The 26,144-nt window shown below is 63.6% G+C and carries 24 protein-coding genes and 1 tRNA gene; 11 read left to right on the top strand and 14 right to left on the bottom strand.

The window, feature by feature from the left end:
* Window positions 1–3 precede the first annotated feature (3 nt).
* The 3 genes from AWB76_RS16750 to AWB76_RS16740 form a co-directional block, all read right to left on the bottom strand.
* Complete coding sequence (locus tag AWB76_RS16750) at window positions 4–207, bottom strand: DUF1289 domain-containing protein (RefSeq protein WP_061161244.1); 204 nt, start codon at window positions 205–207, stop codon at window positions 4–6.
* Between the two features lie 71 nt (window positions 208–278).
* Window positions 279–1,559: a phospholipase A gene (locus tag AWB76_RS16745; RefSeq protein ID WP_244173385.1), complete on the bottom strand. Its 1,281-nt coding sequence runs from the start codon at window positions 1,557–1,559 to the stop codon at window positions 279–281.
* Between the two features lie 101 nt (window positions 1,560–1,660).
* Window positions 1,661–2,998, bottom strand: coding sequence for an Nramp family divalent metal transporter (locus AWB76_RS16740; RefSeq protein WP_061161329.1), 1,338 nt, complete (start codon window positions 2,996–2,998; stop codon window positions 1,661–1,663).
* 573 nt (window positions 2,999–3,571) lie between these two features.
* Here AWB76_RS16740 and AWB76_RS16735 point away from each other — a divergent pair.
* The 4 genes from AWB76_RS16735 (at window position 3,572) to AWB76_RS16720 (ending at window position 7,715) form a co-directional block, all read left to right on the top strand.
* Entirely contained in the window at window positions 3,572–4,687 is a 1,116-nt protein-coding gene (locus tag AWB76_RS16735; protein ID WP_061161243.1) for a polyamine ABC transporter substrate-binding protein, read from the top strand.
* A gap of 135 nt (window positions 4,688–4,822) precedes the next feature.
* On the top strand, window positions 4,823–5,995 hold the full coding sequence (locus tag AWB76_RS16730; protein WP_061161242.1) for an ABC transporter ATP-binding protein: 1,173 nt from the start codon (window positions 4,823–4,825) through the stop codon (window positions 5,993–5,995).
* Entirely contained in the window at window positions 5,992–6,900 is a 909-nt protein-coding gene (locus AWB76_RS16725; protein ID WP_061161241.1) for an ABC transporter permease subunit, read from the top strand. The genes AWB76_RS16730 and AWB76_RS16725 overlap by 4 nt, the downstream gene beginning before the upstream one ends.
* Window positions 6,900–7,715: an ABC transporter permease subunit gene (locus AWB76_RS16720; protein WP_061161328.1), complete on the top strand. Its 816-nt coding sequence runs from the start codon at window positions 6,900–6,902 to the stop codon at window positions 7,713–7,715. The genes AWB76_RS16725 and AWB76_RS16720 overlap by 1 nt, the downstream gene beginning before the upstream one ends.
* Before the next feature lie 54 nt (window positions 7,716–7,769).
* Here the strand turns inward: AWB76_RS16720 and AWB76_RS16715 are convergent, their stop codons facing one another.
* The 3 genes from AWB76_RS16715 to mfd all read right to left on the bottom strand — a co-directional run bounded on the left by AWB76_RS16715 (window position 7,770) and on the right by mfd (window position 14,268).
* Complete coding sequence (locus AWB76_RS16715) at window positions 7,770–8,777, bottom strand: threonine/serine dehydratase family protein (RefSeq protein WP_061161240.1); 1,008 nt, start codon at window positions 8,775–8,777, stop codon at window positions 7,770–7,772.
* 23 nt (window positions 8,778–8,800) lie between these two features.
* Window positions 8,801–10,036 carry an acetylornithine deacetylase gene (argE, locus tag AWB76_RS16710; protein WP_061161239.1) on the bottom strand — a complete coding sequence of 412 codons (1,236 nt, stop codon included), beginning with the start codon at window positions 10,034–10,036 and terminating at the stop codon, window positions 8,801–8,803.
* Window positions 10,037–10,791: 755 nt separating this feature from the next.
* The gene (gene mfd, locus AWB76_RS16705; protein WP_061161238.1) at window positions 10,792–14,268 is read right to left on the bottom strand and encodes a transcription-repair coupling factor; all 3,477 of its coding nucleotides are present in this window, start codon (window positions 14,266–14,268) and stop codon (window positions 10,792–10,794) included.
* 127 nt (window positions 14,269–14,395) lie between these two features.
* Here mfd and ispD point away from each other — a divergent pair, with 127 nt between their 5' ends.
* Window positions 14,396–15,118, top strand: coding sequence for a 2-C-methyl-D-erythritol 4-phosphate cytidylyltransferase (gene ispD, locus AWB76_RS16700; protein WP_061161237.1), 723 nt, complete (start codon window positions 14,396–14,398; stop codon window positions 15,116–15,118).
* 26 nt (window positions 15,119–15,144) lie between these two features.
* Window positions 15,145–15,636: a 2-C-methyl-D-erythritol 2,4-cyclodiphosphate synthase gene (ispF, locus tag AWB76_RS16695; RefSeq protein ID WP_061137492.1), complete on the top strand. Its 492-nt coding sequence runs from the start codon at window positions 15,145–15,147 to the stop codon at window positions 15,634–15,636.
* 16 nt (window positions 15,637–15,652) lie between these two features.
* Here ispF and AWB76_RS16690 read toward each other — a convergent pair whose 3' ends face one another.
* The 4 genes from AWB76_RS16690 to ompR all read right to left on the bottom strand — a co-directional run bounded on the left by AWB76_RS16690 (window position 15,653) and on the right by ompR (window position 19,160).
* On the bottom strand, window positions 15,653–16,177 hold the full coding sequence (locus AWB76_RS16690; RefSeq protein ID WP_061161236.1) for a carboxymuconolactone decarboxylase family protein: 525 nt from the start codon (window positions 16,175–16,177) through the stop codon (window positions 15,653–15,655).
* 87 nt (window positions 16,178–16,264) lie between these two features.
* Complete coding sequence (locus AWB76_RS16685; RefSeq protein WP_061161235.1) at window positions 16,265–16,813, bottom strand: peroxiredoxin; 549 nt, start codon at window positions 16,811–16,813, stop codon at window positions 16,265–16,267.
* A gap of 194 nt (window positions 16,814–17,007) precedes the next feature.
* Entirely contained in the window at window positions 17,008–18,372 is a 1,365-nt protein-coding gene (locus tag AWB76_RS16680) for a two-component system sensor histidine kinase GluS (protein WP_061161234.1), read from the bottom strand.
* Between the two features lie 62 nt (window positions 18,373–18,434).
* The gene (gene ompR / locus AWB76_RS16675) at window positions 18,435–19,160 is read right to left on the bottom strand and encodes a two-component system response regulator GluR (protein ID WP_008349770.1); all 726 of its coding nucleotides are present in this window, start codon (window positions 19,158–19,160) and stop codon (window positions 18,435–18,437) included.
* A 245-nt stretch (window positions 19,161–19,405) separates the two neighbouring features.
* On the opposite strand from ompR, the gene AWB76_RS16670 reads away from it, so the two are divergent.
* Both AWB76_RS16670 and AWB76_RS16665 read left to right on the top strand, forming a co-directional pair.
* A complete protein-coding gene (locus AWB76_RS16670) occupies window positions 19,406–19,777 on the top strand; it encodes a hypothetical protein (RefSeq protein ID WP_061161233.1) in 372 nt (123 codons plus the stop codon).
* A 17-nt stretch (window positions 19,778–19,794) separates the two neighbouring features.
* Window positions 19,795–20,643, top strand: a complete 849-nt coding sequence (locus AWB76_RS16665) for a DUF1501 domain-containing protein (protein WP_061161232.1) — start codon at window positions 19,795–19,797, stop codon at window positions 20,641–20,643.
* Here AWB76_RS16665 and AWB76_RS16660 read toward each other — a convergent pair.
* Window positions 20,640–21,482: a squalene/phytoene synthase family protein gene (locus AWB76_RS16660; protein ID WP_061161231.1), complete on the bottom strand. Its 843-nt coding sequence runs from the start codon at window positions 21,480–21,482 to the stop codon at window positions 20,640–20,642. The genes AWB76_RS16665 and AWB76_RS16660 overlap by 4 nt on opposite strands.
* 219 nt (window positions 21,483–21,701) lie before the next feature.
* On the opposite strand from AWB76_RS16660, the gene AWB76_RS16655 reads away from it, so the two are divergent.
* Entirely contained in the window at window positions 21,702–22,088 is a 387-nt protein-coding gene (locus tag AWB76_RS16655; protein ID WP_061161230.1) for a DUF5594 family protein, read from the top strand.
* 45 nt (window positions 22,089–22,133) lie between these two features.
* Here the strand turns inward: AWB76_RS16655 and AWB76_RS16650 are convergent.
* Window positions 22,134–22,220 (bottom strand) — tRNA-Leu (locus AWB76_RS16650).
* Between the two features lie 260 nt (window positions 22,221–22,480).
* On the opposite strand from AWB76_RS16650, the gene AWB76_RS16645 reads away from it, so the two are divergent.
* Window positions 22,481–22,849, top strand: a complete 369-nt coding sequence (locus tag AWB76_RS16645; protein ID WP_061161229.1) for a DUF2946 domain-containing protein — start codon at window positions 22,481–22,483, stop codon at window positions 22,847–22,849.
* Window positions 22,850–23,068: 219 nt separating this feature from the next.
* Entirely contained in the window at window positions 23,069–24,511 is a 1,443-nt protein-coding gene (locus tag AWB76_RS16640; protein WP_061161228.1) for a PepSY-associated TM helix domain-containing protein, read from the top strand.
* A gap of 24 nt (window positions 24,512–24,535) precedes the next feature.
* On the opposite strand, the gene AWB76_RS16635 is transcribed toward AWB76_RS16640, so the two are convergent.
* A complete protein-coding gene (locus AWB76_RS16635) occupies window positions 24,536–25,684 on the bottom strand; it encodes a glycerate kinase family protein (RefSeq protein ID WP_061161227.1) in 1,149 nt (382 codons plus the stop codon).
* Between the two features lie 79 nt (window positions 25,685–25,763).
* The gene (locus AWB76_RS40970) at window positions 25,764–25,979 is read right to left on the bottom strand and encodes a hypothetical protein (protein WP_157696157.1); all 216 of its coding nucleotides are present in this window, start codon (window positions 25,977–25,979) and stop codon (window positions 25,764–25,766) included.
* Window positions 25,980–26,144: the final 165 nt, after the last annotated feature.

Genomic DNA, 26,144 nt, shown 5'->3' with positions numbered 1-26,144 from the left:
TGGTCAGAGCCGGTCGTTGCGAAACCGCATCGCCGTTCCTTCGCGCGTGATGCGCTCCCAGATCGCGCGTTTTTCCTCGTCGTTGAGGAACACCCAGTTGGACACCTCGCCGGCCGTACGGCCGCAGCCTTTGCAGACTTCGTCGAAGAGCGTGGAGCACACGCCGATGCAGGGACTATCGGGCAGACCGTGAAGATTCGAAGACATGGGCTAACTCGTGGCCGCATCGGCGCCGAACAAAAAGGGCGGCAACGCGGCGTTCAAAATCGTAAAAAAACTCAACGGGCGATACTGTAGCCTATCCGGGCGATCCAGTGATGTCGCTGGTTGTAATCGAGGATGTCCTCACCGTATCCGTTGAAGTAGCTCAGGAAGAGATACCCGCCCCACGCGCTGCCGATCAGCTTCGCGAGCGGATACGTCAGTTGCGATTCCACGCTGCCGTACCAGTGCTTCGTGCCTTTGCGCAGTGTCGTCGCGAGCTGCCAGCCGTCGGGACTGCCGTACTTCACGAGAAAATCGACATAGCCGCGATAATCCGCGATGTCCTCGTTGCCGGCCCTCGACAGGTAGTAGTAGAACTTCGGCGAAAGCGTCAGGTGATTGCTGTTCAGATCGCCGAAATCCCACGTCGGACGCACGAACGCGATGTTGATCGCGCGCGATTCGTCGCCGCTCTTGCCATTCGATTCGTGCCCGATGCCCGCCGCCACGCCCATGCGCGTGAAGAGCGCGCTCTTCCAGCCGGTGTCCTCCACGTAGTAGAACAGTTGCGGCTGAAAGCTGATGTCGCGAAACGGCACGGATTCGGCGGACAGATTCCAGATCGCCGTCTGCGTGTAGCCGAAGTAGAGATTGTCCAGAAAGCCGCGCGAACGCGGATCGTCGGGCAGATGCAGGCGGTATTTGAAGCTGAACTGGAATTTCGCCAGGTTGTCGCCGTTCTTGCCGTCGGCGAAATAGATCGGCTCGAACGTCGAGAAGCGGCCGGAAAGCAGCGTGTCGGTGCTGGACGCCGGCGTGGAGACGGCGTTCGCGGCAGCCGTCGCGCTGGCGAGTTGTCCGGGCGTCGTGGCTTGCGCTTCGCGCTTTTCGGCGGCGGCAACCTGAGTCTGCGTGTCGCTGCGATTGATCGTGACGAGCATCGGCGAAGCATCGAAGCCGACCGGATCGATTTTCACCGTGCCGCGCGCGGAATCGGGCCACGGCGCGGAAAAGCGCACTCGTCGATATTGGCCCGGCGCGAGACGCAGACGGTCCGGCACGTTCGGATCGCGTTCGAGCGTGAGCGGCGCGGGCGGCAGATCGCCGTTGGTGAGGTTCACGATCAGTTGCTTCGGGACATCGACGGTCAGTGTTTTCGCGTCGTCGTCGGTATAGAGGAGCGTCAGTTCGAGCGGCTGAGAAGCGGCGGCTTCGCGCGCGGGCTGCACAACAGCGACCGTCGCGTCAGCCGCTGCGCTCGCACACAGGCCGGCGCACAAAAGCGTGACGGTGCGCGCGCAGCCGGAAAAGCGGCGGGAATGTTCGATGGAAGGCGATCGAGGGCCGTGAGCCATGTAATTCGTGTCCTGTTCGGGCGAGGGCGAGGGCGAGGGGCAAAAGCGATTTGGTAGCACGAGACGCGCCACGAACCCGAGATCGACACGAAATCGACATGTCAGCGTGAAAAAACCGCCTGCCAGAGCATGGCTCCGTTCAACGCGACGATCACGCCCGCGCATGCCCACGCCAGCGCGAGCGGCACACGCGCGACGCGCCAGCGGCCCATCAGCCCGGCATCGGAGGCGAAGCGCACGAGCGGAATCACCGCGAGCGGCAATTGCAGGCTCAACACGACCTGCGTCGCGACCAGCAGCGTGTTCGAGCCATGCTGGCCGAAGCTTCCGACCGCGACGAGCGCCGGGCCGATCGCGAGGCCGCGCGTCAGCAGCGCTCGCGCCCAGCGGGCCATCCTGAGGCGCAGAAAGCCTTCCATCACCGCCTGGCCGGCGAGCGTGCCGGTGACCGTCGCGTTCAGGCCGCACGCGAGCAGCGCGGTCGCGAACACGACGCCCGCCCAGTGACTGCCGACGAGCGGCGCGAGGAGACGGTGCGCATCGGCGAGATCGTCGACACCGGTGTGGCCGTTCGCGTGAAAGACGGCCGCCGCGACCACCAGCAGCGAAGCATTGACGATGAACGCGAGCCCGAGCGAGCCGAACGTGTCGATGTTCACGCCGCGCAGCGTGCGCCCGATGGTGGCGTCGTCGCCCGCGCTCGCGTGGTCTTTGACGAGCGCCGAGTGCAGGTAGAGGTTGTGCGGCATGACCGTCGCGCCGAGCACGCCGGCGGCGAGCCAGAGCATGCCGGCATCGCGCAGCAGCTCGCGCGACGGGGCGAGCCCGCGCACCGCGTCGCCCCAGACCGGATGCGCCAGCGCGAGCTCGATCACGAAGCAAAGGCTCACGAAGAAAATCAGCGTCGACACGGCCCGCCGCAACGGGCGCTCGCCGCGGCTTTGCAGCGCGAGCATCGCGAAGGTCGCGACCGCCGAGATCAGCACGCCCGCGGTGAGCGAGACGCCGAAAAGCATCTGCAAGGCGACCGCGCTGCCGACGACCTCGGCAACATCGCACGCGATGATCGCGATCTCGCACGCGATCCACAGCACGAGCGTCATGCGGCGGCTGTAGCGTTCGCGGCACAACTGCGCGAGATCGCGCCCCGTCACGACGCCCAGGCGCGACGCAATCCATTGCAGCAGCATGCCCATGAGGCTCGCGAGCAGCACCACGAACAGCAGCGAGTAGCCGTAGCGCGCGCCGCTCGCGAGCGCCGTCGCCCAGTTGCCGGGATCCATATAGCCGATGGCCACGAGCGCGCCCGCGCCGGCGAACGAATACCAGCGCCCGCGCGGCCGAGGCGCCCGTTGCCGGTCCTCGCGGCCTGCCGCGGGCGACTGCGCGCCGGGTTTCGCGGCTGAAAGCTGGGCGAGCACGGACGGATGGGTATTCATGCGGTAGGCGGCCTCGAATAGCGATGCAACGGCGGCGTCGTGTCGGTCGAAGCGCGTGCGTTGCCGGTCCGGAAGACGCCGCATTTCGCGGCGCACGTCGAATTGGCTCGCAACAACTGTTCCGCTGGCTATTCGTCAAAGCTCGTCAGGCTCGGACGCCCGGGCTCATCCCGTTTCCGTCGCTCCAAAAGAGATACGAAACGACGACGCGAAGGGATGCAGGCGGCCGATCACGAATAATGACATTGCAATGGGCTTACGCTTGCGTGTCACTTTGACGAGTGTGGTTTTATCAGGTGCCGCAGCAGCCGATTAGGGGCTAAAATGCGCGCTCTTTCTAGCCGTCCGCAAGCGGCGCCAAGCCCTGGAGAAGCCCGCGTGGCAAGACTGCGGCGGCGCAGCGCAAGGGCGTGTGCATTTTGCGCGACAAGCAGCGCATTAGTTTTTTGTCGCGCTTGCGTTTAATGGTAGTTTTCGGGGTTTTAAGGGAGTCGCGGGTCAATCGGCGATGGGACAATGCGCCGGGTCCGCGCGGCACGACGTCGGGACACGTCGGAACAAGGGAGAATCGAAATGAACGAGAAACTGGCGAGCCGCACGGCCAAGCTGGCGGGCGCTCTGGCATGCGCCGCGATGTTGACTCCGCTCGCGGCATCCGCGAAGGACACGCAGTTGAATGTCTACAACTGGTCTGACTATATCGCCAAGGACACGATTCCCAACTTCACCAAGCAGACCGGCATCAAGGTGAAGTACGACAACTACGACAGCGACGACACCCTGCAGGCCAAGCTGCTCACCGGCCGTTCGGGCTATGACATCGTCGTGCCGACGAGCAACTACGCCGGCAAGCAGATCGCCGCGAACATCTTCGCGCCGCTCGACAAGTCGAAACTGCCCAATCTCAAGTATCTCGATCCCGACCTGATGAAGCTCGTCGAGGGCGCGGACCCCGGCAACAAGTACGTGGTGCCCTGGGCCTACGGCACGACGGGTCTCGGCTACAACGTCGACAAGGCGAAGCAGATCCTCGGTCCGAACGTCGAGCTGAACAACTGGGACATCCTCTTCAAGCCCGAGAACATCTCGAAGCTGAAGGCGTGCGGCGTCTCCGTGCTCGACGCGCCGGACCAGATGTTCGCGGCGGCGCTGCATTACATCGGCAAGGATCCGATGAGCACGAACCCGGCCGACTATCGTGACGCGCTCGCGATGATGAAGAAGATCCGTCCGTACATCACGCAGTTCAACTCGTCGGGCTACATCAACGACATGGTCGGCGGCGACATCTGCTTCACCTACGGCTGGTCGGGCGATGTCGTGATCGCGAAGCATCGCGCCGTCGACGCGAAGAAGCCGTTCAAGATCGAGTACTACATTCCGAAGGGCGGCGCGCCGGTTTGGTTCGACGTGATGGCGATTCCGAAGGACGCCAAGAACAAGGAGGCCGCGCACGAGTGGATCAACTACATCGAGACGCCGCAGGTTCACGCCGCGATCACGAACGCCGTGTACTACCCGAGCGCGAACCTCGAAGCGCGCAAGTACGTGGACAAGGACGTGGCGAACGATCCGGCCGTGTATCCGCCGCAGGACGTCATCAAGACGCTGTTCCTGCTGAAGCCGCTGCCGCCGGAAATCCAGCGCCTGCAGACGCGGCTCTGGACAGAATTCAAGTCCGGCCGATGAAACTGGCAAGCCGGTTATTCTTTTGAAACGACGAAGCCCCTGGACCTCCGGGGGCTTTGTTCGTGACCGCAACGCGCAACGTTCGGCGGGCGAGTCACGAAAGACGCATCGAAGCAAGGAGTCGAACAGGCAATCATGAGTGAGCAGTCGAGCGCAGTGAAGGCAGCGCCTAATGCCGGCCGGCGCGAGCCGGGCGGTCTCCCGTCGGCCCAGAACACGGACGACAACTTCGTGCGGATCGTCGACGTCGTGAAGAAATTCGGCGAGACGACGGCCGTGCGGGGCGTGAATCTGTCGGTGAAGAAGGGCGAACTGTTCGCGCTGCTCGGCAGCTCGGGCTGCGGCAAGTCGACGCTGCTGCGCATGCTCGCCGGACTCGAATCCGTGACCGAAGGGCAGATCCTGATCGACGGCGAAGATCTCGCGAAGATGCCGCCGTACAACCGGCCGGTCAACATGATGTTCCAGTCCTACGCGCTCTTTCCGCACATGAGTGTGGAGTCGAACGTCGCGTTCGGGCTGAAACAGGAAGGCGTAAAAGGCGGCGAACTCAAGGACCGCGTCAACAACGCGCTCGAACTCGTGCAGATGGCGAAGTTCGCCAAGCGCAAGCCGCATCAGTTGTCGGGCGGCCAGCAGCAGCGCGTCGCGCTCGCGCGCAGCCTCGTGAAGCGCCCGAAGCTGCTTCTGCTCGACGAGCCGATGTCCGCGCTCGACAAGCAGATCCGTCAGCGCACGCAGATCGAGCTGGTCAACATTCTCGACTCGGTGGGCGTCACCTGCATCATGGTGACGCACGACCAGGAAGAAGCGATGACGATGGCCAATCGCCTCGCCGTGATGAGCGAAGGGCAGATCGTGCAGCTCGGCACGCCGCACGAGGTGTACGAGTATCCGAACACCCGCTTCTCGGCGCAGTTCATCGGCTCGACGAATCTCTTCGACGGCAATGTCGTCGAGGACGAGCCGGATCACATTTTTATCGAATCGCCGGATCTGCCGGTGCGTCTCTATGTGAGCCACGGCATCACCGGGCCGCTCGGCATGCCGGTGACGATCTCGGTGCGCCCGGAGCGCATCGCGCTCACGCGCAAGCCGCCCGAAGGCACGTACAACTGGGGCCGCGGCAGGGTGACGAACATCGCGTACATGGGCGGCTACACGCTCTATCACGTGACGCTCGATTCCGGCAAGGTCGTGGTCGCGAACCTGTCGAGCCTCGCGATCGGCGAGATCGATTCGCCCACGTTCGACGACGAAGTCTACGTGCGCTGGAGCGCGTCGGCGGGCGTGGTGCTGACGGCATGATGATGAACTGGCTCAAGCGCATCGGCATTTCCGGACGCACGCTCGTCATCGGCGGCCCGTATCTGTGGCTGCTGATGCTGTTCTTCGTGCCGTTCCTGCTCGTCGTGAAGATCAGCTTCGCGGATAGCCAGCTCGGCATTCCGCCGTACACGGATCTCGTGACGATGGAAGAGGGCGTGATGCATATCGCGCTCGATCTCGCGCACTACGCGTTCCTCGTCAAGGACAGCCTGTACTTCGCGACCTATATGAACTCGCTGCTGGTCGCGGCGGTCTCCACATTGCTGTGCCTCCTGATCGGCTATCCGATGGCGTATTACATCGCCCGCTCGAATCCGGCCTCGCGCAATATCCTGATGATGGCCGTGATGCTGCCGTTCTGGACGTCGTTCCTGATTCGCGTGTACGCGTGGATCGGCATTCTCAAGAACAACGGACTCCTGAACAATTTCCTGATGTCGATCGGCCTGCTGCATTCGCCGATCGAGCTGTATCACACGAACATCGCGGTGTATATCGGCATGGTGTATTCGTATCTGCCGTTTCTCGTGATGCCGCTTTACGCGCATCTCGTGAAGATGGATCTGACCTTGCTCGAAGCGGCCTACGATCTCGGCGCGAAGCCGTGGAAGGCGTTTGTGCAGATCACGTTGCCGCTGTCGAAGAACGGCATCATCGCGGGCTGTCTGCTGGTGTTCATTCCGGCGGTGGGCGAGTACGTGATTCCGGAACTGCTCGGCGGCGCGGATACGCTGATGATCGGCCGCGTCATGTGGAACGAGTTCTTCAACAACGCCGACTGGCCGATGGCTTCCGCCGTCACCTGCGCGATGGTCCTCTTGCTGCTCGTGCCGATGGCGCTCTTCCAGCACTTCCAGGCGAAGCAACTGGAGGAAAAGCGATGATCAAGGTCAGCCGTCCGTTGCAGGTCACCGCGCTGGGTCTCGGGTTTGCGTTTCTGTATATCCCGATCCTGAGCCTCATCGTTTATTCGTTCAATGATTCACCGCTCGTCACCGTGTGGACCGAGCCGTCGCTGAAGTGGTATCGCGCGCTCGTCACCGATGACGAACTTATCAACGCCGCGTGGCTGTCATTGCGCATCGCGTTCTTCACGGCATGCGCGTCGGTCGTGATCGGCACATGGGCGGGCTTCGTGCTCGCGCGCATGGGGCGCTTCAAGGGCTTCACGCTTTACGCGGGCATGATCAACGCGCCACTCGTGATCCCCGAAGTCATTCAGGGCATTTCGCTGCTGCTGCTGTTCGTCGAAATGGCGAAGCTCATCGGATGGCCGGATCGCGGCTTCTTCACAATCTGGATCGGGCACGTGATGCTGTGCATTTCGTATGTCGCGATCATCGTGGAATCGCGCGTGCGGGAGCTGAATCCGTCGCTGGAGGAAGCGGCGCTCGATCTCGGCGCGACGCCGTTGCGCGTGTTCTTCTCGATCACGCTGCCGCTGATCTCGCAGGCGCTCGTCGCGGGCTGGCTGCTGTCCTTCACGCTGTCGATCGACGATCTCGTGCTGTCGGCGTTCCTGTCCGGTCCCGGCTCGACCACGTTGCCGCTCGTCGTGTTCTCGCGTGTGCGTCTGGGTCTGAATCCGGAGATGAACGCGCTCGCGACCTTGTTCATCGCGTTCGTGACCGTCGGCGTGATCGCGGCAAATGCGTTCATGCAGCGCAGCGAGCGCAGAAGACTCGCGGCGGTGATGTAACGTCTCGTTCGATTTCGATGAAATCGCGGCCCCTGAACGGGGCCGCGCGCATTTTTAGACGGCGTTCGCCAGATGCTTCGCGAACGTGGCCGGATCGGTATTGGTGCCGCACAACAGCACGCCGACGCGCTTGCCTTGCAGACGCTCGCGCAACGGCCCGAGCAGGGCGGCTGTGGCGGCGGCACATGCCGGCTCCACGGCGAGCTTCAACTCGCTGAACAACTGCAGCATGCCGTGCCGCAATTCGTTGTCGGACACGGTGACGATGTCGTCGATATGCCGCCGGCACAGCTCGTAGCTGTACTGCTCGGTGTGCGGCGCCATCAGCGAATCGGCGATGCCGTGCATTGCGCCCATCTTGATCGTGTGATTCGCTTCGAAGCTGCGCTTCATCGCGTCCGATCCTTCGGGTTCCACGCCGTACACGTGCAGCGACGGATTCGCGAGACGCATCGCCGTCGATACGCCCGCCGCCAGGCCGCCGCCGCCGATCGGCAGGATCACCGCGTCGAGATCGGGCGCCTGTGACGTCCATTCGTAGCCAAGGGTCGCCGTGCCGAGCACCGTGCGATAACCGTTGAACGGATGGAGAAACACGCGTCCTTCTTCCGCCTCGACGCGCCGCACGACATCGAATGCCTCGGCCACATTTTCCGCGAACACGACTTCCGCGCCGAAGCGCCGGCATAGCGCGACGCGCGCCGGGCTCGCGCTTTTGATGATGACGACCTTCGCGCCCACGTCCATGCGCTGCGCCGCGTACGCCACCGCCACGGCGTGATTGCCCGCCGATACGCACGTGACGCCCGCCGAACGTTCGCTATCGGTGAGCGCGAGGATGTTCGAGAACGCGCCGCGCGCCTTGAACGTGCCGCTTGCCTGCAGCAGTTCGAACTTGAACGTGATCGGCGTGCCTTCGAGCGTCGGAAAATCGTGGCGCTCGAAAGTCGGCGTGCGCGCGACCCACGGCGTGAGCGCCATGTGCTGCTCGGCGATCTCGTCGAGCGTCGGAATGGGCGTGCCGTCGATCGTATTGTCGGAATGCTGCGTGGCGGTGGACATGGCGTGTAGGTCGATAGAGAAGGTCAGCGGGGCTGTGCTCCGACGGACATGCTGTGAATGAACTTGCCAAGGAACGCTTCGCACTGGATGAGCTGTTCGAGCGACACGTACTCGTTCGCCTTGTGCGCCTGCTCGATATTGCCCGGCCCGCACACGATGCTCGGCACGCCCGCGTTCGCGAACAATCCGGCTTCGGTGCCGTAGGCGACCTTGTGCTTGTCCTGGTTTTCGGTCAACGCGCGCACGAGCTGCGTGATCGCGGCCTGCTCGGTCGCATCGAGGCCGGGCGCGGACGCGAGCTTCGTGAATTCGATGGCCGCGTTGCCGTGTTCCTTCAACATCTTCGGCAACAGCGTTTCGTGCGCGTACGACTCGATGCGTCTGAAAATCTGATCCGGGTCGATGGTCGGCAGATTGCGGAACTCGAACTCGAAGTTGCATTCGGCGGGGACGGTGTTGATCGCGTTGCCGCCTTTGATCGTGCTCGTCTGGCCGGTGGTGAAGGGCACGTCGTAGAGTTCGTCGAACGGACCTTGCGCGCGGAATTCGTCGACAAAATCGCGGATGTGGCAGATGAGCCGCGCGGCATATTCGATCGCGTTCAAACCCTTCGGCGTCAGCGACGAGTGCGCCGCGAAGCCGCGCACGCAGCAGTGGTAGGTGTTGATGCCCTTATGCGCGATGATCGGGCGCATCGACGTCGGTTCGCCGACGATGCAGCCATCGGGTTTCAAGCCGCGTTTTTGCAGATCGGCGATCATCAGCGGCGCGCCGGCGCAGCCGACTTCTTCGTCGTAGGAAAGCGCGAAGTGGATGGGTTTCGCGAGTTTCGTCGACTGCATTTTCGGGAGCATGGCGAGCGCCGCGCCGATGAAGCCTTTCATGTCGCACGAGCCGCGACCGTAGAGCAGGCCGTCGCGCACTTCGGGCTTGAACGGATCGCTCTGCCAGTCCTGACCGTCGACCGGCACGACGTCCGTGTGGCCCGACAGCACGATGCCGCCGTTGGTTTCGCCGTCGTGCGCCGGGACCGTGGCGAAGAGATTCGCCCACTGGCCGCGCGGATCGTTCGTGATGATCGCTTCGATGCCCGCACGGCGCAGTTCGTCGCGCACGGTTTCGATCAAACCGAGATTCGGATTACGGCTGACGGTGTCGATGGAAACGAGGCGCTCGATCCACGGGAGGGAGATCGGCGTGGAAGATTTGGACGAGGAAGATGGGGCTTCGAGATGCGCCGGATCAGCGATCTGTGACATTTTTTGACTCCTGCGGGTAGGGTTTGATCATAGCCCAAAAGGGTGATGCTGGCCGCATGGGGCTTTTTGGGGTTTTGGCATTTTTTGGTTTTGTTTCGCCGGATCCCGGTTTGCTTTTGGTCTATTGGCACTGCCCCTGTGCGGGGCGGCAGTCACTTTCTTTGCTGCTGCAAAGAAAGTAACCAAAGAAAGCAGCTTCTGACGCCCGCGGTCACACGTAGTTTGGGTAGTCCTCTCGTCCAAGGTGGCACTCGCCTAAAGAGTGCCCTCGAAGGCCCCATCGGGCTTGGGTCGCGCACGGTCTGACACGCTATTAGTTTTGGCGCGCTGGTTCAGCACGAAAGAGTTCCGGCACAGCGCTAAGCGCCGCCGTTGGGTCTGCAAGGGAAACCAAGCTGACTCATGTGCGGTGAGATGGAAGCGTCAGCAAAGAAGCACGCGCCGACCCAATGGACCGGTCGGCCGCGAAGCGGGCCGGAGCTATTTGGTGCTGAACCAGCGCCCTGGAACGACTAGCCAGTCAGACCGTGCGCGATCCAAGCCCGGTGGGGTGCTTGAGGGCGACACTTAGGCGAGTGCCACCGAGGACGAGAGAACTACCCAAATTGCGTGTGACCGCGCGCGTATCGAGCTGCTTTCTTTGGTTACTTTCTTTGCAGCAGCAAAGAAAGTGACTGCCGCCCCGCACAGGGGCAGTGCTAATAAACCAACACGAAAACAGGATTCCACAGCAGAACCCCGACCGAAGAACACAATCAACGAGAAGCAGCCACCGCCTGCCGCACCGGCCCCCCCAAGGCCCGCAGCGTCTCCTTCACGGTGGAGATCCGCACCGCAAGATCGGGACTCCGCGACTCGATGCGCAACTTGTCCTGCCCTGCCAGCTTGATGTGCTTGTGCTTCTGCACCATCTCGATGATCTTCATGCCATCCACAGGCGGATTCGGAATGAACTGCAGCGAGATAGACTGCTCGCCCGCATCGATCTTAGAGATCCCGAGCGGCTTCGCAGCCAGCCGCAACCGATGCGTCTCGACAAGCGCATGCGCCTGCGGCGGCAACTTGCCGAAGCGATCGACGAGCTCTTCGAGAATGCCATCGATCGCATCGCTCGATTCGCAGTTCGCCAGCCGCTTGTACAACGACAGACGCTCTTGCACGTCGGCGCAATAATCGGCGGGCAGAATCGCGGGCGCGTGCAAGTTGATCTCCGTCGTCGCCGCGAGCGGCGCGTTCAGATCCGGCTCGCGGCCGTCCCGCAGCGCACGCACGGCATCGTTCAGCATGTCGGTGTAAAGCTGAAAGCCGATCTCGTGAATCTCGCCCGATTGCTTGTCGCCGAGCACTTCGCCGGTCCCGCGAATTTCCAGATCGTGCATCGCGAGATAGAAGCCCGAGCCGAGCTCCTCCATCTGCTGGATCGCTTCGAGCCGGCGCTGCGCCTGCTTCGTGAGTGACTGCGGATCGTGCACAAGTAAATACGCATACGCCTGGTGATGCGAGCGCCCGACACGTCCGCGCAACTGATGCAACTGCGCAAGACCAAACTTGTCCGCGCGATGCATGAGGATCGTATTCGCGCTCGGCACGTCGATGCCGGTCTCGATGATCGTCGTGCACAACAGCACGTTCGCGCGCTGGCCGACGAAATCGCGCATCACGCGCTCGAGCTCGCGCTCGTGCATCTGTCCATGCGCGACCGCGATGCGCGCCTCCGGCACCAGCGCTTCGAGCATCGCGCGACGGTTCTCGATCGTCTCGACCTCGTTGTGCAGGAAGTACACCTGGCCGCCGCGCTTCAGTTCGCGCAGCATCGCTTCACGGATCACGCCGTCTTCCTCGCGGCGCACGAAGGTCTTGATCGCAAGCCGCTTTTGCGGCGCGGTCGCGATCACCGAGAAGTCGCGCAGGCCTTCGAGCGCCATGCCGAGCGTGCGCGGAATCGGCGTCGCGGTCAGCGTGAGCACGTCGACTTCGGCGCGCAACGCCTTCAGCGCTTCCTTCTGACGCACGCCGAAACGATGCTCCTCGTCGATGATCACGAGCCCGAGGCGCTTGAACTTCACATCGCTCGACAAGAGCTTGTGCGTGCCGATGACGATATCGACCGAGCCTTCGTTGATCTGCTGCACGGACGTCGATACTTCCTTGCCGGTCTTGAAACGCGACAGTTCCGCGATGCGCACGGGCCAGTCGGCGAAGCGGTCGGTGAACGTCTGCGTGTGTTGTTCGGCGAGCAGCGTCGTCGGCGAAAGAATCGCGACCTGCTTGCCCGCCATCACCGCGATGAACGCCGCGCGCAACGCGACTTCCGTCTTGCCGAAGCCGACGTCGCCGCACACGAGGCGGTCCATCGGCTTGCCGCTCGTCATGTCGCCGATGACGGACGCGATCGCCGCGGCCTGATCAGGCGTTTCCTCGAAGCCGAAGCTTTCCGCGAACTTGACGTATTCGCGCGGATCGAGCTTGAACGCATAACCTTCGCGCGCGGCGCGGCGCGCGTACAGGTTGAGCAGTTCGGCGGCCGTGTCGCGAATCTGCTGCGCGGCCTTGCGCTTGGCCTTTTCCCACTGGCCGGAGCCGAGCGTATGCAACGGCGCGCTTTCCGGGTCCGCGCCGCTATAGCGCGAAATCACATGCAGTTGCGCGACGGGCACGTACAGCTTCGCTTCGTTGTGGTACTCCAGATGCAGGAACTCGGTTTCGCCTTCGCCGAGATCCATCGACACGAGGCCCATGTACCGTCCGATGCCGTGTTGCGCATGTACGACCGGATCGCCGACTTTCAATTCGGCGAGGTCGCGCACCATCGAATCGACGTTGCTCGCCTGTTCCTGTCGGCGGCGTCCGGCGCGGCGCGCGAGCGGTCCGTAAAGCTCCGTTTCGGTGACGATCGAAAGCTTTTCCCCAGGCAGCGAAAAGCCGTTCGCAAGCGGCGCGATGCCGAGCGTGAACTTGCCTTCGGCGCTCAGCCATTCCTGGAACGTGTCGCGCGATTCGCCGCGCAGGCCGTTGTCGGCGAGCAATTGCTGGATCGTCTCGCGACGTCCCGCCGATTCCGCGACGAGCATCACGCGGTTCTCCGTCTGCTCCAGATAGTGGCGCAGCGCGAGCAAAGGCTCGTCGGCGTGACGGTCGATCGCGAGTCCCGGCAGCGGCACGGCCCAGCCGCCTTCCGGCGTGGCGGGGAACTTCAACTGCGCGAAGGGTTTCGCGAACGTGAAGAAATCGTCGTCGGTCAGAAAGAGCCGGCGCGGTTCGAGCAACGGCCGCTCGCGATCGTGCGAAAGGAAGTCGAAGCGCTGCTTCGTGTCGTGCGTGAAGCGCTTGATCGCGGCATCCATATCGCCGACGAACGCGAGCTGCGAACCTTGCGGCAGATAGTGAAAGAGCGTGGCGGTTTCGTCGAAGAAGAGCGGCAGATAGTATTCGATACCCGCCGACGGCACGCCGTTGCCCATGTCCTTGTAGATCTGCGAGCGGCTCGGATCGCCCTCGAAGACCTCGCGCCAGCGGCTGCGGAAAGCGGTGCGCGCGGCTTCGTCGAACGGAAACTCGCGGCCCGGCAACAGGCGCACGTCGCGCACGGGATAGAGGCTGCGCTGCGTGTCCGGATCGAAGGCGCGGATGGAATCCACCTGATCGTCGAAAAGGTCGATGCGATACGGCAGCGCCGAACCCATCGGATACAGGTCGATCAGCGAGCCGCGCACGCAATATTCGCCCGGCCGCACGACCTGGCTCACGTGCTCGTAGCCCGCGAGCGTCAGCTGCGCCTTGAGCTTCGCTTCGTCGAGCCGCTCGCCCTGCGTGAACGAAAACGTGTAAGCCGCGAGAAACGACGCGGGCGGCATGCGATAAAGCGCCGTTGTCGCCGGCACGATGAGAATGTCGCAGCGGCCTTCGCCGAGATCGTGCAGCGTCGCGAGCCGCTCCGACACGAGATCCTGGTGCGGCGAAAACGTGTCGTACGGCAGCGTCTCCCAGTCGGGCAGAAGGCGCACGCGCGCATCGGGCGCGAAGTAGGGGATTTCGACGGCGAGCCGCTGCGCGTCGACGGCGCCGGCGGTGACGACCGTCAGGAGCGGCACGCTCTCGCGATACGCCGCGAAATAGCGCGCGATGGCGAGCGCATCCGACGAGCCGCTCGCGCCATCGAAGACGAAGCGCTGACCCGCTTTCACGAGGGCGATGGGAGAACTGGACTGCGCGTTGACGGCTTTGGAAGGCATAAGGTGTGCATGGAGCCGTCCGGCAAACGCGGGTTCGGAGAGTCGAACCGGCATGCGCGGGACGTGGTCGCGAAAGACCTATTATAAAATCCGGGCTTCAACTTTGACTTGCTTACCTCATTCGCCCGTGACTTCGCGCCTGTTTTCACTGATTCCCTGCGCCGGAACCGGCAGCCGCTCCGGCGCGCCGATGCCGAAGCAATACCAGACGGTCGCGGGCCGCCCGATGCTCGCGTACACGCTCGCGGCGTTCGACGCGTGCTCCGAATTCTCGCAGACCCTCGTCGTGCTCGCACCGGACGACAGTCATTTCGACGCGCGCCGCTTCGCCGGATTGCGCTTCGCGGTCGAGCGCTGCGGCGGCGCCTCGCGGCAGGCGTCGGTGTACAACGGGCTCAACGCGCTCGCGAATTTCGGCGCGCGCGACGACGACTGGGTCCTCGTGCACGACGCCGCGCGCCCCGGCATCACGCCGGAGCTGATTCGCAAACTTGTCGCGGAACTGCGCGATGATGCCATCGGCGGCATTCTCGCGCTGCCGGTCGCGGATACGTTGAAACGCGTCGCACCGAACATGCCCGATGTGCCCACCAAGGACGTCCGCGTCGCACGCACCGAATCGCGCGACGGGCTCTGGCAGGCGCAGACGCCGCAAATGTTCCGGCTCGGCATGTTGCGCGAAGCGATCGAGCGTGCGCGTCACGACGGCCACGATCTGACGGACGAAGCGAGCGCCATCGAATGGCTCGGCCACTCGCCGAAGCTCGTTCAGGGCAGCTTGCGCAACTTCAAGGTGACCTATCCGGAAGATTTCGCGCTCGCGGGCGCGATGCTTTCCGCGAACGCCTGACCCACACTCAACCAAGGTTTGCATCGATGGATTTCAGAATCGGACAAGGGTACGACGTACATCAGCTCGTCGAGGGTCGCCCGCTCATCATCGGCGGCGTGACGATTCCTTACGAGCGCGGTCTGCTCGGCCACTCGGACGCCGACGTGCTCCTGCACGCGATCACCGACGCGCTGTTCGGCGCGGCGTCGCTCGGCGATATCGGCCGCCATTTCCCCGATACGGCGACGGAATTCGCCGGCGCGGACAGCCGCGTGCTGCTGCGCGAGGCGTTCCGGCGCGTGTCGGAGGCGGGATTCGCGATCGCCAATGTGGACAGCACGATCATCGCGCAGGCGCCCAAGCTCGCGCCGCATATCGACGCGATGCGTGAAAACATCGCCGCCGATCTCGATCTCCCGATGGATCGCGTGAACGTGAAAGCCAAGACGAACGAGAAGCTCGGCTATCTCGGGCGCAAGGAAGGCATCGAGGCGCAGGCCGCGGTGCTGTTGCGCCGCACGTCGATCGACGGCTGAAACGCGGCGGGAAGCGTCACTTTCCTTCGGCTTCGATCGTCAGCGCGACGGCATTGATCACCGCCGCGATGCGGCCGACGTCGCGCAATTGCGTCGCCGACATGCCTTCGGCCACGAGATTCTCGTAGTGCGATTTCACGCAGAAATGGCACTTGCCGACGATCGACGCCGCGAGCGCGTACATCTCGAAGCGCCGCTTGTCGACGCCGCCGTGCGACGCATACGCGTTCATGCGCAAGTTGGCGGGCTGGGTTTTCAGATCGGCGTTGTCGGCCATTTCCAGATACGGATACCAGACGTTGTTCATGCCCATCAGCGCGGCGGCGGTGAGCACGGCGTTCGTCTCTTCGGGCGAGAGCACGCCCGCCTGGCGGATGATGCCGACGAGCTTCGTCGCTTTCGCGGCATACGCGGCGGCCAGCGCGACGCCGGCCGCGTCATTGCCTTCGAGCGATGAGCGCGCGATCGTGCCGTCGACGTTCAGGCGAATGTCCTTCGCATAGTCCGGCACGAGTTCCTTGATCGCAGACAGAAATTCCATTGTTTTTCCTCTTCGGTGGCGTTAAAAAGCCCGCCATTCGACCGAAAACATGCGGCGCAATGGCGGGCTTTGCAGCATCAGGAACGCTTACAGCGTCGCGCCGCCGACCGCGCGGTTGCACGGGCACAGTTCGTCCGTTTGCAAGCCGTCGAGAATACGCAGGACTTCTTCCGGACTGCGGCCCACGTTCAGATTGTTGACCGACACGTGCTGGATGACGTTGTCCGGATCGACGATGAACGTCGCCCGCAGCGCGACGCCGGCTTCCTTGTCGCGCACGCCGAGTTGATCGATCAGTTCGCCTTTCACGTCGCCGAACGCGTAGTGGTTCAGCTTGTTCAGGTCTTTATGCTCGCGGCGCCAGGCGAGCTTGACGAATTCGTTGTCCACGCTGCCGCCGAGCAGAACCGCGTCGCGATCCTCGAAATCGGTCGCCAGCTTCGCGAATTCGACGATTTCCGTCGGGCACACGAACGTGAAGTCTTTCGGATAGAAGTAGATGATCTTCCACTTGCCCGGAAAGGACTGCTCGGTGATTTCCTCGAACGCGGACTGGCCGTTCTCTTCGTGATGGTTGAAACCCGGCTTCGCAGCGGTGACAGTGAATGCTTCGACTTTATCGCCAACGGTCTTCATGCGGAAAACTCCTGTGAAATCGTTGAAAGGACAGTCTCATCAAGCTACTGGATCGTCGTAACGCGCGCGTGACACTTTCATGCCAGCCGCACCGAGCGTTAACCCGGTTCATCTTAACTCTATAAAAATAATTGTCTCGATAGTTTTTAACTACCGAGACGGATAGGAATTGACGAACGTCGATGAAAGGGCGTCTAGCCTTCGAAGCGCACGCCGCCTTTCATCGGCGGGAAGTCGATCGTGACTTCGAAGCCCGGCAAAGGCGTGCGGTTGCGTAGACGCAGCGTGCCGCGCTGACGGGTGACAAGGCGCTGCACGATCGCCATGCCGAGGCCCGTGCCGTTCGCCTGCGTGCGCGCCGTATCGACGCGATAGAACGGGCGCGTGATGAGCGCGACCTGATCGTCGGGAATGCCGCGGCCTTCGTCCATCACGGAGAGTTCGACCTTGCCGTGCGCGACGCGCGTTTGCAGCGTAATACGCGCGACGTCGTCGTGTTCGCTGCGGCCGTATTTGCGCGCGTTCTCGAGCAGGTTGCCGACCACGCGGCGCGCATCCGTAGGATCACCTTCGATGATCGCGCCCTGCGCCAGATCGGTACGCATGACGACGCCGTCGTCGGCCTGGAAGCGGGCGGCGAGTTCGCTTGCAATCATCGACAGATCGACGGCCTCGGGCATGCGTTGCATCGGCCGCGCATAGTCGAGGAAGCGCCCGATGATCATGTCCATCTGCTCGATGTCGTCGATCATCGCGAGCTTGGTCGCTTCGTCAGACGGACTCATCTCCGTTTCGAGCCGCAAACGCGCGAGCGGCGTGCGCAGATCGTGCGAAATGCCCGCGAGCATCAGCGCGCGATCCGCTTCGAGCTGCTCGAGATCGGTCACCATCTGGTTGAAGCTTCGATTGGTTTCCGCCGCCACGCCCATGCCGCGTTCGGGCAACGGTTCGGGCGATTGTCCCGAGCCGACCTTGCGCGCCGCGAGCGCGAGGCGCGCGAACGGCCGGTTCACGAGACTCGTGATGAACGCCGCGCCGAACAGCGACAGCGCAAGCGCGAACACGCCCCATCCGGCCCATTGCAGGCCGGTGACGGTATCGAGCTGATCGCGATCGAGCGCAACCCAGTAATCGTCGTCGTCGATCTTGAAGCTGATCCAGACGCCCGGAATATCGTTCACCGATTGCGCGATGATCGTCTCGTTGCCGAGCCGCCCGCGCACGTCGCGCTCGATCAGCCGGTTGAGCGACTCATCGGGCTGCAGCTTGTATTTGTCGGTGGTCTCGCGCGGATACACGCGCACGCCCTCGTTGCTTTCCAGATCCTGGAGCAGCGCGCGGCGCAGATCGGGGTCGGAATAAAGCAGGGCGGTGCGCGTGAGCTTGACCACGGCGACGAGCTGAAGCGCCACGCGTTGCGCGCGCGGCTCGCGCTCGATCACGCGAAAGCTCTGGAACCACGCCGTCAGACTGACTGCGATGAGCAGCGCGATCAGCGCGAAGGTTCGCCAGAACAGGCCGCCGAACGCGAGCGCCAGTAGCCGCCTGTCGATGCGCATGAGTCTGTCGGGTTCAGCTCGGTGAAGGGGAGAAAGCGTGACGAAACTCGCTCGAAGACCGATCAGGCCGCGCCGTCGGGAATGAACACGTAGCCGAGGCCCCACACGGTCTGGATGAAACGCGGACTGCTGGGATCGGGCTCGATCAGCTTGCGCAGACGCGAGATCTGGACGTCGAGGCTGCGGTCGAACACTTCGTATTCACGGCCGCGCGCAAGCTCCATGAGCTTTTCGCGCGAGAGCGGCTGACGCGGATGACGCGCGAAGACCTTCAGCACCGAAAACTCGCCGGTGGTCAGCGGAATTTCCTGGCCGTTCTTTGTGAGCGTGCGCGTCGCGAGGTTCAGCGCGAATTCGCCGAACTCGAACACTTCGGTGGTTTCGGACGGCGCGCCCGGCAATTCGGACGGCGTCTGACGACGCAACACCGCGTGAATGCGCGCGACGAGTTCGCGCGGATTGAAAGGCTTCGGCAGATAGTCGTCCGCGCCCATTTCGAGGCCGACGATGCGATCGACGTCTTCACCCTTCGCGGTGAGCATGATGATAGGCGTGCGATCGTTGCTGCCGCGCAGACGCCGGCAGATGGAAAGACCGTCTTCGCCGGGCAGCATCAGATCGAGGACGAGCAGATCGAAACGCTCGCGCACCCAGAGCTTGTTCATCGACGGCGCGTTCTCTGCGACGTACACGTTGAAGCCCTGTTCACCGAGATAGCGCCGCAGCAGGTCGCGCAGGCGCGGATCGTCGTCGACGACGAGAATTTTTGAAGGGTTCTTGGTTTCCATGGCGGCATCTTAGCGCGTTTGTTCAAACACCGAGTTTGTAACAAAACGGAGTGTAACAGTTCGTTACAAAATTTACGGGGGCTGTGGCACGGCCTAAGGGTTTGGTGCGTACACTGCTTTACCTAAGCCCGCCATTCGGTAGATACTCCATTAGACCAAGCGCGTCTTGTGGCCCGACCAAGCCACGGCAAGACGTGAATGAAAAGACTGAGGCTGTCCGGTTGTCGAGCAACGAAGGGAACAACATGAAGGGAGCGCGGCAGCGCGGACCCGTGCGCACACAGCGCATTTTTAGGAAGACACTACTTGCCAGTGCGCTTTACGCAGTACTGAGCACGCCTCACGCCTATGCGCAATCGACAGGCTTCGATCGCGGCTTCACGAGTTCCCCGAATCGTTTCGACGGCCGCATGATTCGCGCGCAGCAGCGCGTGAGCAAGGGCGCGACACCATCGAGTCGCGACCGCGATCCCAAAGCGCCGGCCATGCAATCCATCCAGCAGGTCGATCAGACGCCGCCCGCGCGTCCGCCGCGCCATACCGTGATGACCGCCGACGAGCGGCGTCTCTTGCGCCAGCACATCGAAGAAGCGGTGCGCGATCTCTACAAGCGCTGAAGCTGCCTGTTTGCACGATGAACCGACGTCAGTTCCTCTCGATTGCCGGCGCGTTCGCGGGATGCGCGGGCAACATGATCGATGCGTGCGCTATCGCACATTTCAATACTTCTCCTGCCGTTGACTCGCTCGTGCTCGTCGATCTCGACGGCGGCAACGATGCGCTCAACACGGTCATCCCGATCGCCGATCCACGCTATCGCGCGTTGCGGCCCACGCTCGCGATACCGAACGACCACGCGTTGATGCTCGATGAGCACACAGGACTGCATCCGTCGCTGCGACCGTTGATGAGCGCGTGGCGCGCGAAGGATCTGGCGATCGTGCAGGGCATCGGATACGACGCGCCCAATCGCTCGCATTACCGTTCGCGCCAGATATGGGACACCGCGTCGCATGCCGATGAATATCGCACCGATGGCTGGCTCGATCATGTGAATGGTGTGCATGCGCGCGGCATAAAGGTGACGCACATCACCTTGCATGGCTTCGATACGCACGAACATCAGTTGCATCGGCATGCTGCGCTGCTTGCTGAACTGGGCGAGTGTCTTGCATCCTTGCGCGCTTCGCTGATCGCATCCGGTGCATGGCGTCGCACGCTTGTGATGACGCGTTCGGAGTTCGGACGCGCCGCGCGAGAGAACGCGGCTGGCGGCACGGAGCACGGCGCGGCCGCGGCGCATTTCGTGATGGGCGGATGCGTGCGCGGCGGACTCTACGGCACGCCGCCGCGACTCGATCGACTCGATGCAGACGGTGGTTTGTCCGTGGACGTCGATTTCAGAAGGCTCTATGCGACGGTACTCGACGCATGCGGGCAAAACGATTGCATTTTCGAGCCGCTACCGATTATTCGCGTCTAACGCGTCTTCCATGTGATCCACAGCTTGCGGATCGGCGTCAACGCGATGCGTTGATGCAGCACCTGAAAGTTCTCCCGCTCGATCTCATCGAAGAGCGCGAGCGACAGCGCAGCCTGCGCGCGCAGCACGCGCTGCGCCGCGCGTTCCGGCGCGGGAATGGCGGCCAGTGCATCGCCGAGCGCTTGCCGGGCCCGTCCGGTCTGGAAGCGCATGAGGTCCGTGAACGCATCGCCGTACTTGCGATTGATGATGTCCGCAGCCGTCACGTTGAAGCGCTGCAACTCGTCGATGGGAAGATAGATGCGGCCATTACGCGCATCGTCGCCGACATCGTGTACGCGCTCCGCGAGCAACAACGCCGATCCGAGCGGCGCGGCCCACACCGCGGCTTGCTGCGGATCACGCGCGCTCGCGCGAGCCACTGCCGTCGCGAATGCGCCGCCGGTCTGATCGAGATAGCGCCGCAAGCCGGGCCAGTCGAGATAACGCGCCTGATCGAGGTCCATGCCGAAGCCGTCGACCACGGCGGCAAGCGACGCACGGCCGGCATCGTCCAGAACGGGGTGCGCGGCATCGCCCGCGTGGGCCTGCAATGCCTTCGTGACGGGATGCGTGGGCTCACCGCCATCGAGCCGGCCGAGCTCGCTCTGCCACCACGCGTGCTTGGTACGGCCGATGGTCGGATCGCTGGTCTCCCTGACGGTCTCTTCCAGCTCGCGATAAAGCGCGTAGAGCGCAGTCAGAAGCGGCTGCTTCGCCGCTGGCGCGCGGCGCAGCGCGTAGTACGTGCCGGACCCTTCGGGTGCGGCCTTTTGCTGGCAATAGTCGTCGAAATTCACGAACGGGGCTTGTGGGAGTCGAAGGGGACGCGTCGCGGTTTTGTCTTTCGGTTCGTCACGCGGCGAACCGGCGCACGGGCGCTCATTTTATCCGGCGAGGCGCGGCTTCGCTGCCGGCGGCTTCGCACTGCAAGATTGTGCGCCGAACCACCGACGCTGTTTTTCCCGCGCGCAACACTGCGGCAATCGACTCTATCGGCGTCTGAGGCGGAGGCATCCGTGGCCTTGAGCAAATCCGAGAACCGGCAATTCGGCGACACGTGTCTGCCTCACCTCGTGAGAAGCGTGGCGACGGATTTCGGCTTCGACTTTCGCGTGTGCCCGCGTCAGATGCACGTCTCGCCGACCGTCGGACTGCACATCACCGCGAACCGCGGCGCCGATGCGAAGCTGACGTACCCGCTCAATGTCTTCGTGGTCTGGCAGCCGACTTGCGTGCGGCGATTCCTGTCGCACGTCGACCGGCCGATCGCCACCGTGCGCGCGAGTCAGCAGATACCGGATGAAATCAGACGGGCGATGGATCGGGCGGGCATCGACTTCGCGGGTCGCTCGCAGGCAAAAGGCGAGTTGATGACGGTCGAGCTGGGCGACCTCGACATCTAGGCCCGAAAACGAAAAACCCCTTTGCCGATGAAAGGGGTTTCGTTGTGGTGCGAGGAGGGGGACTCGAACCCCCACACCCTTGCGGGCGTCAGGACCTAAACCTGGTGCGTCTACCAATTTCGCCATCCTCGCAACACGGCAGGCGCTCTGGGCTGATGCGGGGATGATCCGCGCCCGGCGATGCCGCCGTGTCCGGCACCGGTCCACTGTGCCAAGCCGGAGATTCTAACCGATTCATCTGTCGATGTCTGCGAAATTGCGTCAACGCTTTTTGGGCTGCGAGACGCCTGCAAGCGCATCGATCCCGGGCATACGCGCGCGGCGATTGCGGCTTGCGCATCAGCTGCCTACAATTTCGTTCCATCCTTCGCTTCGGCATCACATTCCCGCTCATGACTCGCAATGCGCGCAATCGCTTTGTCGCATGGCTCGGCATCGCCGCCATGTGGCTTGCCATTGTCGCGCCGGTCATCAGCCAGACGCTCGCCGCGCGCAATGCCGCCGATCCGCACGCGGTGCTATGCACGGTCGATGCATCCACAGCGGATGCGCACGAAGGGCATCACGACGCCGCGAGCCATTTCGACGCCTGCTCGTACTGCGGACTGCTTGCGCATAATCCGCCGATCGTCACGGGCGTTGCGCACGAGGCCGCGCGGGTCGAGCGCGTCGTTCGTGCGCCGATATACGCGCATGTCGGCGGATTCTTCTCGAAGTCCTTCAACGCCGCAAGTCCGCGCGCGCCTCCCGTCGTTTCCTGAAACCGTCCTTCGTCCGATCGCTTCGACGTCCGTCGCGCGCATGAGCGCAACGCACGCGCGATCGCTCGCCGGCGGTTGTTTGTTTCCATCGAATTGCGCGCACGCCCGGGAATAGGGCTGCGACGCCGACAGTACCTTAGTGCGACCGCATGAGCGCGCATGGGCATCGCCACGCCGCTGCTCGCTCACCGAACGCGCACACACTCAACGAGAATCGCCATGCTTGCACCCAATCCGAACGCGGCAGCGGCGTCGAACGCGGAAGTCATCGCGCATCGTCGCACGCTGTGGCGCTGGCATTTCTATGCGGCACTCTTCGTGATGCCGCTCCTGATCGTGCTCGCGATCACCGGCACGATCTATTGTTTCCAGCCGCAGATCGAGCCGCTGCTCCATCGCGACAGAATGGTCGTCGCGGACACGCACGGCCCGCAGCTTTCGCGCGACGTCCTGCTCGCGAAAGCCGTCGCGAGCGAACCGCGCGGCGCCGTGCCGACGCTCGCGCAAATCGAAACCGATCGCACGCGCAGTGCCGAATTCGTCTTTCGCCTGCCGTCGGGCGAGAGCGAAAGCGTGTATGTGAACCCGTATGACGGCACGGTGCTCGGCACGCTGTCCGTCGAACATCGCTTGATGAAGCAGGTGCGCAATCTGCATCGCGGCCTGATGCTCGGCAAGACTGGCGAACTGCTGATGGAACTCGCGGGATGCTGGACGCTTGTGATGATCGGCACCGGCATCGCACTGTGGTGGCCGGGCCGCTTGAACGCGAGAAAGGGCGGCCTGTGGCTGCCGCGGCTGTCGCTCGAAGGGCGCGCGTGGTGGCGCGATCTGCACGCGGTGGGCGGCATCTGGCTCGCGATCGGCGCGCTCTTTTTCGTGCTCTCGGGGCTGCCGTGGTCGGGATCGTGGGGCAAGGAGTTCAAGGCGCTCGCGACATCGGCATCGCTCGGTTATCCGAAGGGCGCGTGGGGCGAGGCGCACGTGCATTCGACGAAGCCCGCGGCGACGCACGAAGCGAAAGACGCCGGCGAACACGCGATGCACGGCATGCAGATGAAGATGGACGACCTGCCGCTGCATCAGACGCCGTGGGCCGTCGGCGCGACGATGGTGCCCGAGGGCGCGGAGGCGTCGCCATCGGCTGCGCGTGTGCCGCTCGACGACATGGTCGCGCTCGCCGCGAAAAATGGTATCGCCGACGACTACGGCATCGCGTTACCGACCAGGCCGACGGGCGTCTACACCGTGTCGTATTTCCCCGCCAATCCGCGCGCCGAACGCACGCTGCACGTCGATCAATACAGTGGCCACGTGCTGTCCGATATCGATTACGCAAGCTACGGCGGCGTCGCGAAACTGATTTCGTACGGCACGTCGCTGCACATGGGGCGTTATTTCGGGCTCGCGAACCAGATCGCCTGCTCGGCGATCTCGCTCGGCCTCGCGGCGTTGTCCGTGACGGGCTTCGTCATGTGGATGAAGCGCCGGCCCGCGCGCGAACTCGGCGTGCCGGTGCGTCCGGCGAAGCGTCCGCCGATGCGCGCATGGCGCGGCAGCCTGACCGTGCTCGGCATGATTTTCCCGATGATGGGCGCGACGATGCTCGCCGTGTGGTGCCTCGATCGCCTCGCGTTCGGCGTGAAGCGCGCGGCGGCCTGACGGGTCCGCGCGCCTCGTTCCGCTTTACTTGGAACCGAACCGCAGCCGCGTGAGTTGCTCGGCTTCGTTGGCGAGCAGGCGCGCGGCATCGCGGATTGCCGTTTCGAGCGTGATCGGACCCGGAGCCGGCGAGAAGCAGCCGCTGAAGAACTCGGAGAGGCGCGGCAGCGCGGCCGAATCGACGGCGCCCGACAGCAGCGACGCCGGCACGCCCTGATCGCGCGCATGCTTGCAGGCGATGAAAGGCGCCTTGCCGTGCAGCGTCTGCACGTCGGAGCGGCCTTCGCCCGTGATGAGCCAGTTCGCGCCTTCCAGCGCGGCATCGAGCCCGATCTCGCGCGCCACGACTTCCGCGCCCGTCTCGAAGCGCGCGCCAAGCATGTGCAGCGCGAAGCCGAGTCCGCCGGCCGCGCCCGCGCCGGGTTCGTTGCGTTTCGCGACGCCCATCGCGGGTTCGAGCAGATCGGCGAAATGGGCGAGAGCGGCATCGATTGTCGCCACTTGCTCCGGCGTCACGCCCTTTTGCGGACCGAAGATCGCGGTCGCGCCGTGATCGCCGGTGAGCGGATTGTCGACATCGGACATGCCGACGAATTCCGCCTCCTTCACGCGTGGATCGAGCCCCGATGCATCGATGCGCGCCACCCGCGCGAGCGCCGACGGCACCGGGTCGAGCGCTTTGCCGTCGGCATCGAAGAGTTTCAGTCCGAGGCCGACGAGCAGGCCCGCGCCGCCGTCGTTGGTGCTGCTGCCGCCGAGCGCGACGTAGAACTTGCGCGCGCCCGAGTCGAGCAGCGCGCGGATCGCCTCGCCCATGCCGAGCGTGCTGCGTTCGGCGACGGGCACGGCCATGCCGTCGGGATCGGTGATGCCGACGACTTCCGCCGTCTCGATGATCGCGCCGCCGTCGTCGAGCAGGCCCGTGGCGGCATCGCGGCGTGCCGCCGCCGCGCCGCGCACGTTGAGCATGCGGCGCTCGCCGCCCGCCGAGAGCATCGCGTCGAGCGTGCCTTCGCCGCCGTCGGCCATCGGGCGGATGCGAATGTCGGCATCCGGCCGCGCGCGCCTGATGCCTTCCGCGATGGCGTTCGCGACGCCTTCCGCGGAGAGCGAGCCCTTGAAGGAATCGGGAGCGATGACAACTACAGGAGCAGCAGACGTGGCATTAGGCATGGTGTCTCGAATGTTCTGGTGTAGAGGGACGATTGAAAAGCGGCAGCGAGGCCTTATCTATGCATTTGTTGCATGCGTTTCATGCCTTGCGGCAATGGATTGCGCGCCGGGCCGCTTCGTCGCGTGAATCATGCGCCGGCAAGCTTATCAGCGTGGCGCGCGCCGCAAAATAGCCGCGTGCCGATAGCGGGAATTCTGCACGCGCGAACGCGCCGGGAAAACGCGGATTTACGCCGAAATCGATGCGCAAAATGGGCGATTCTCGAGGCAAATCAAAGCGAAACAGCGCGTTCACTGATTCGTCGGAAGGGCCGCCCGGAATTGTTTGCTAAAATACTTGGCTCTGTTGACTGACACCGTGTCGGGCGACGTTCCGGCACATTCGCGAGACGCATTTTTGCGCGTCTTCCGGCGCCAGGCGTCGATATCGGCCGGCTCATGCAGAGTCTGCATCCGGACC

The sequence above is a fragment of the Caballeronia temeraria genome (genome assembly GCF_001544795.2).
Lineage (GTDB): Bacteria > Pseudomonadota > Gammaproteobacteria > Burkholderiales > Burkholderiaceae > Caballeronia > Caballeronia temeraria.
Note: the sequence above shows the minus strand (reverse complement) of the source record. Positions and strands in the feature narration are given on the sequence as shown.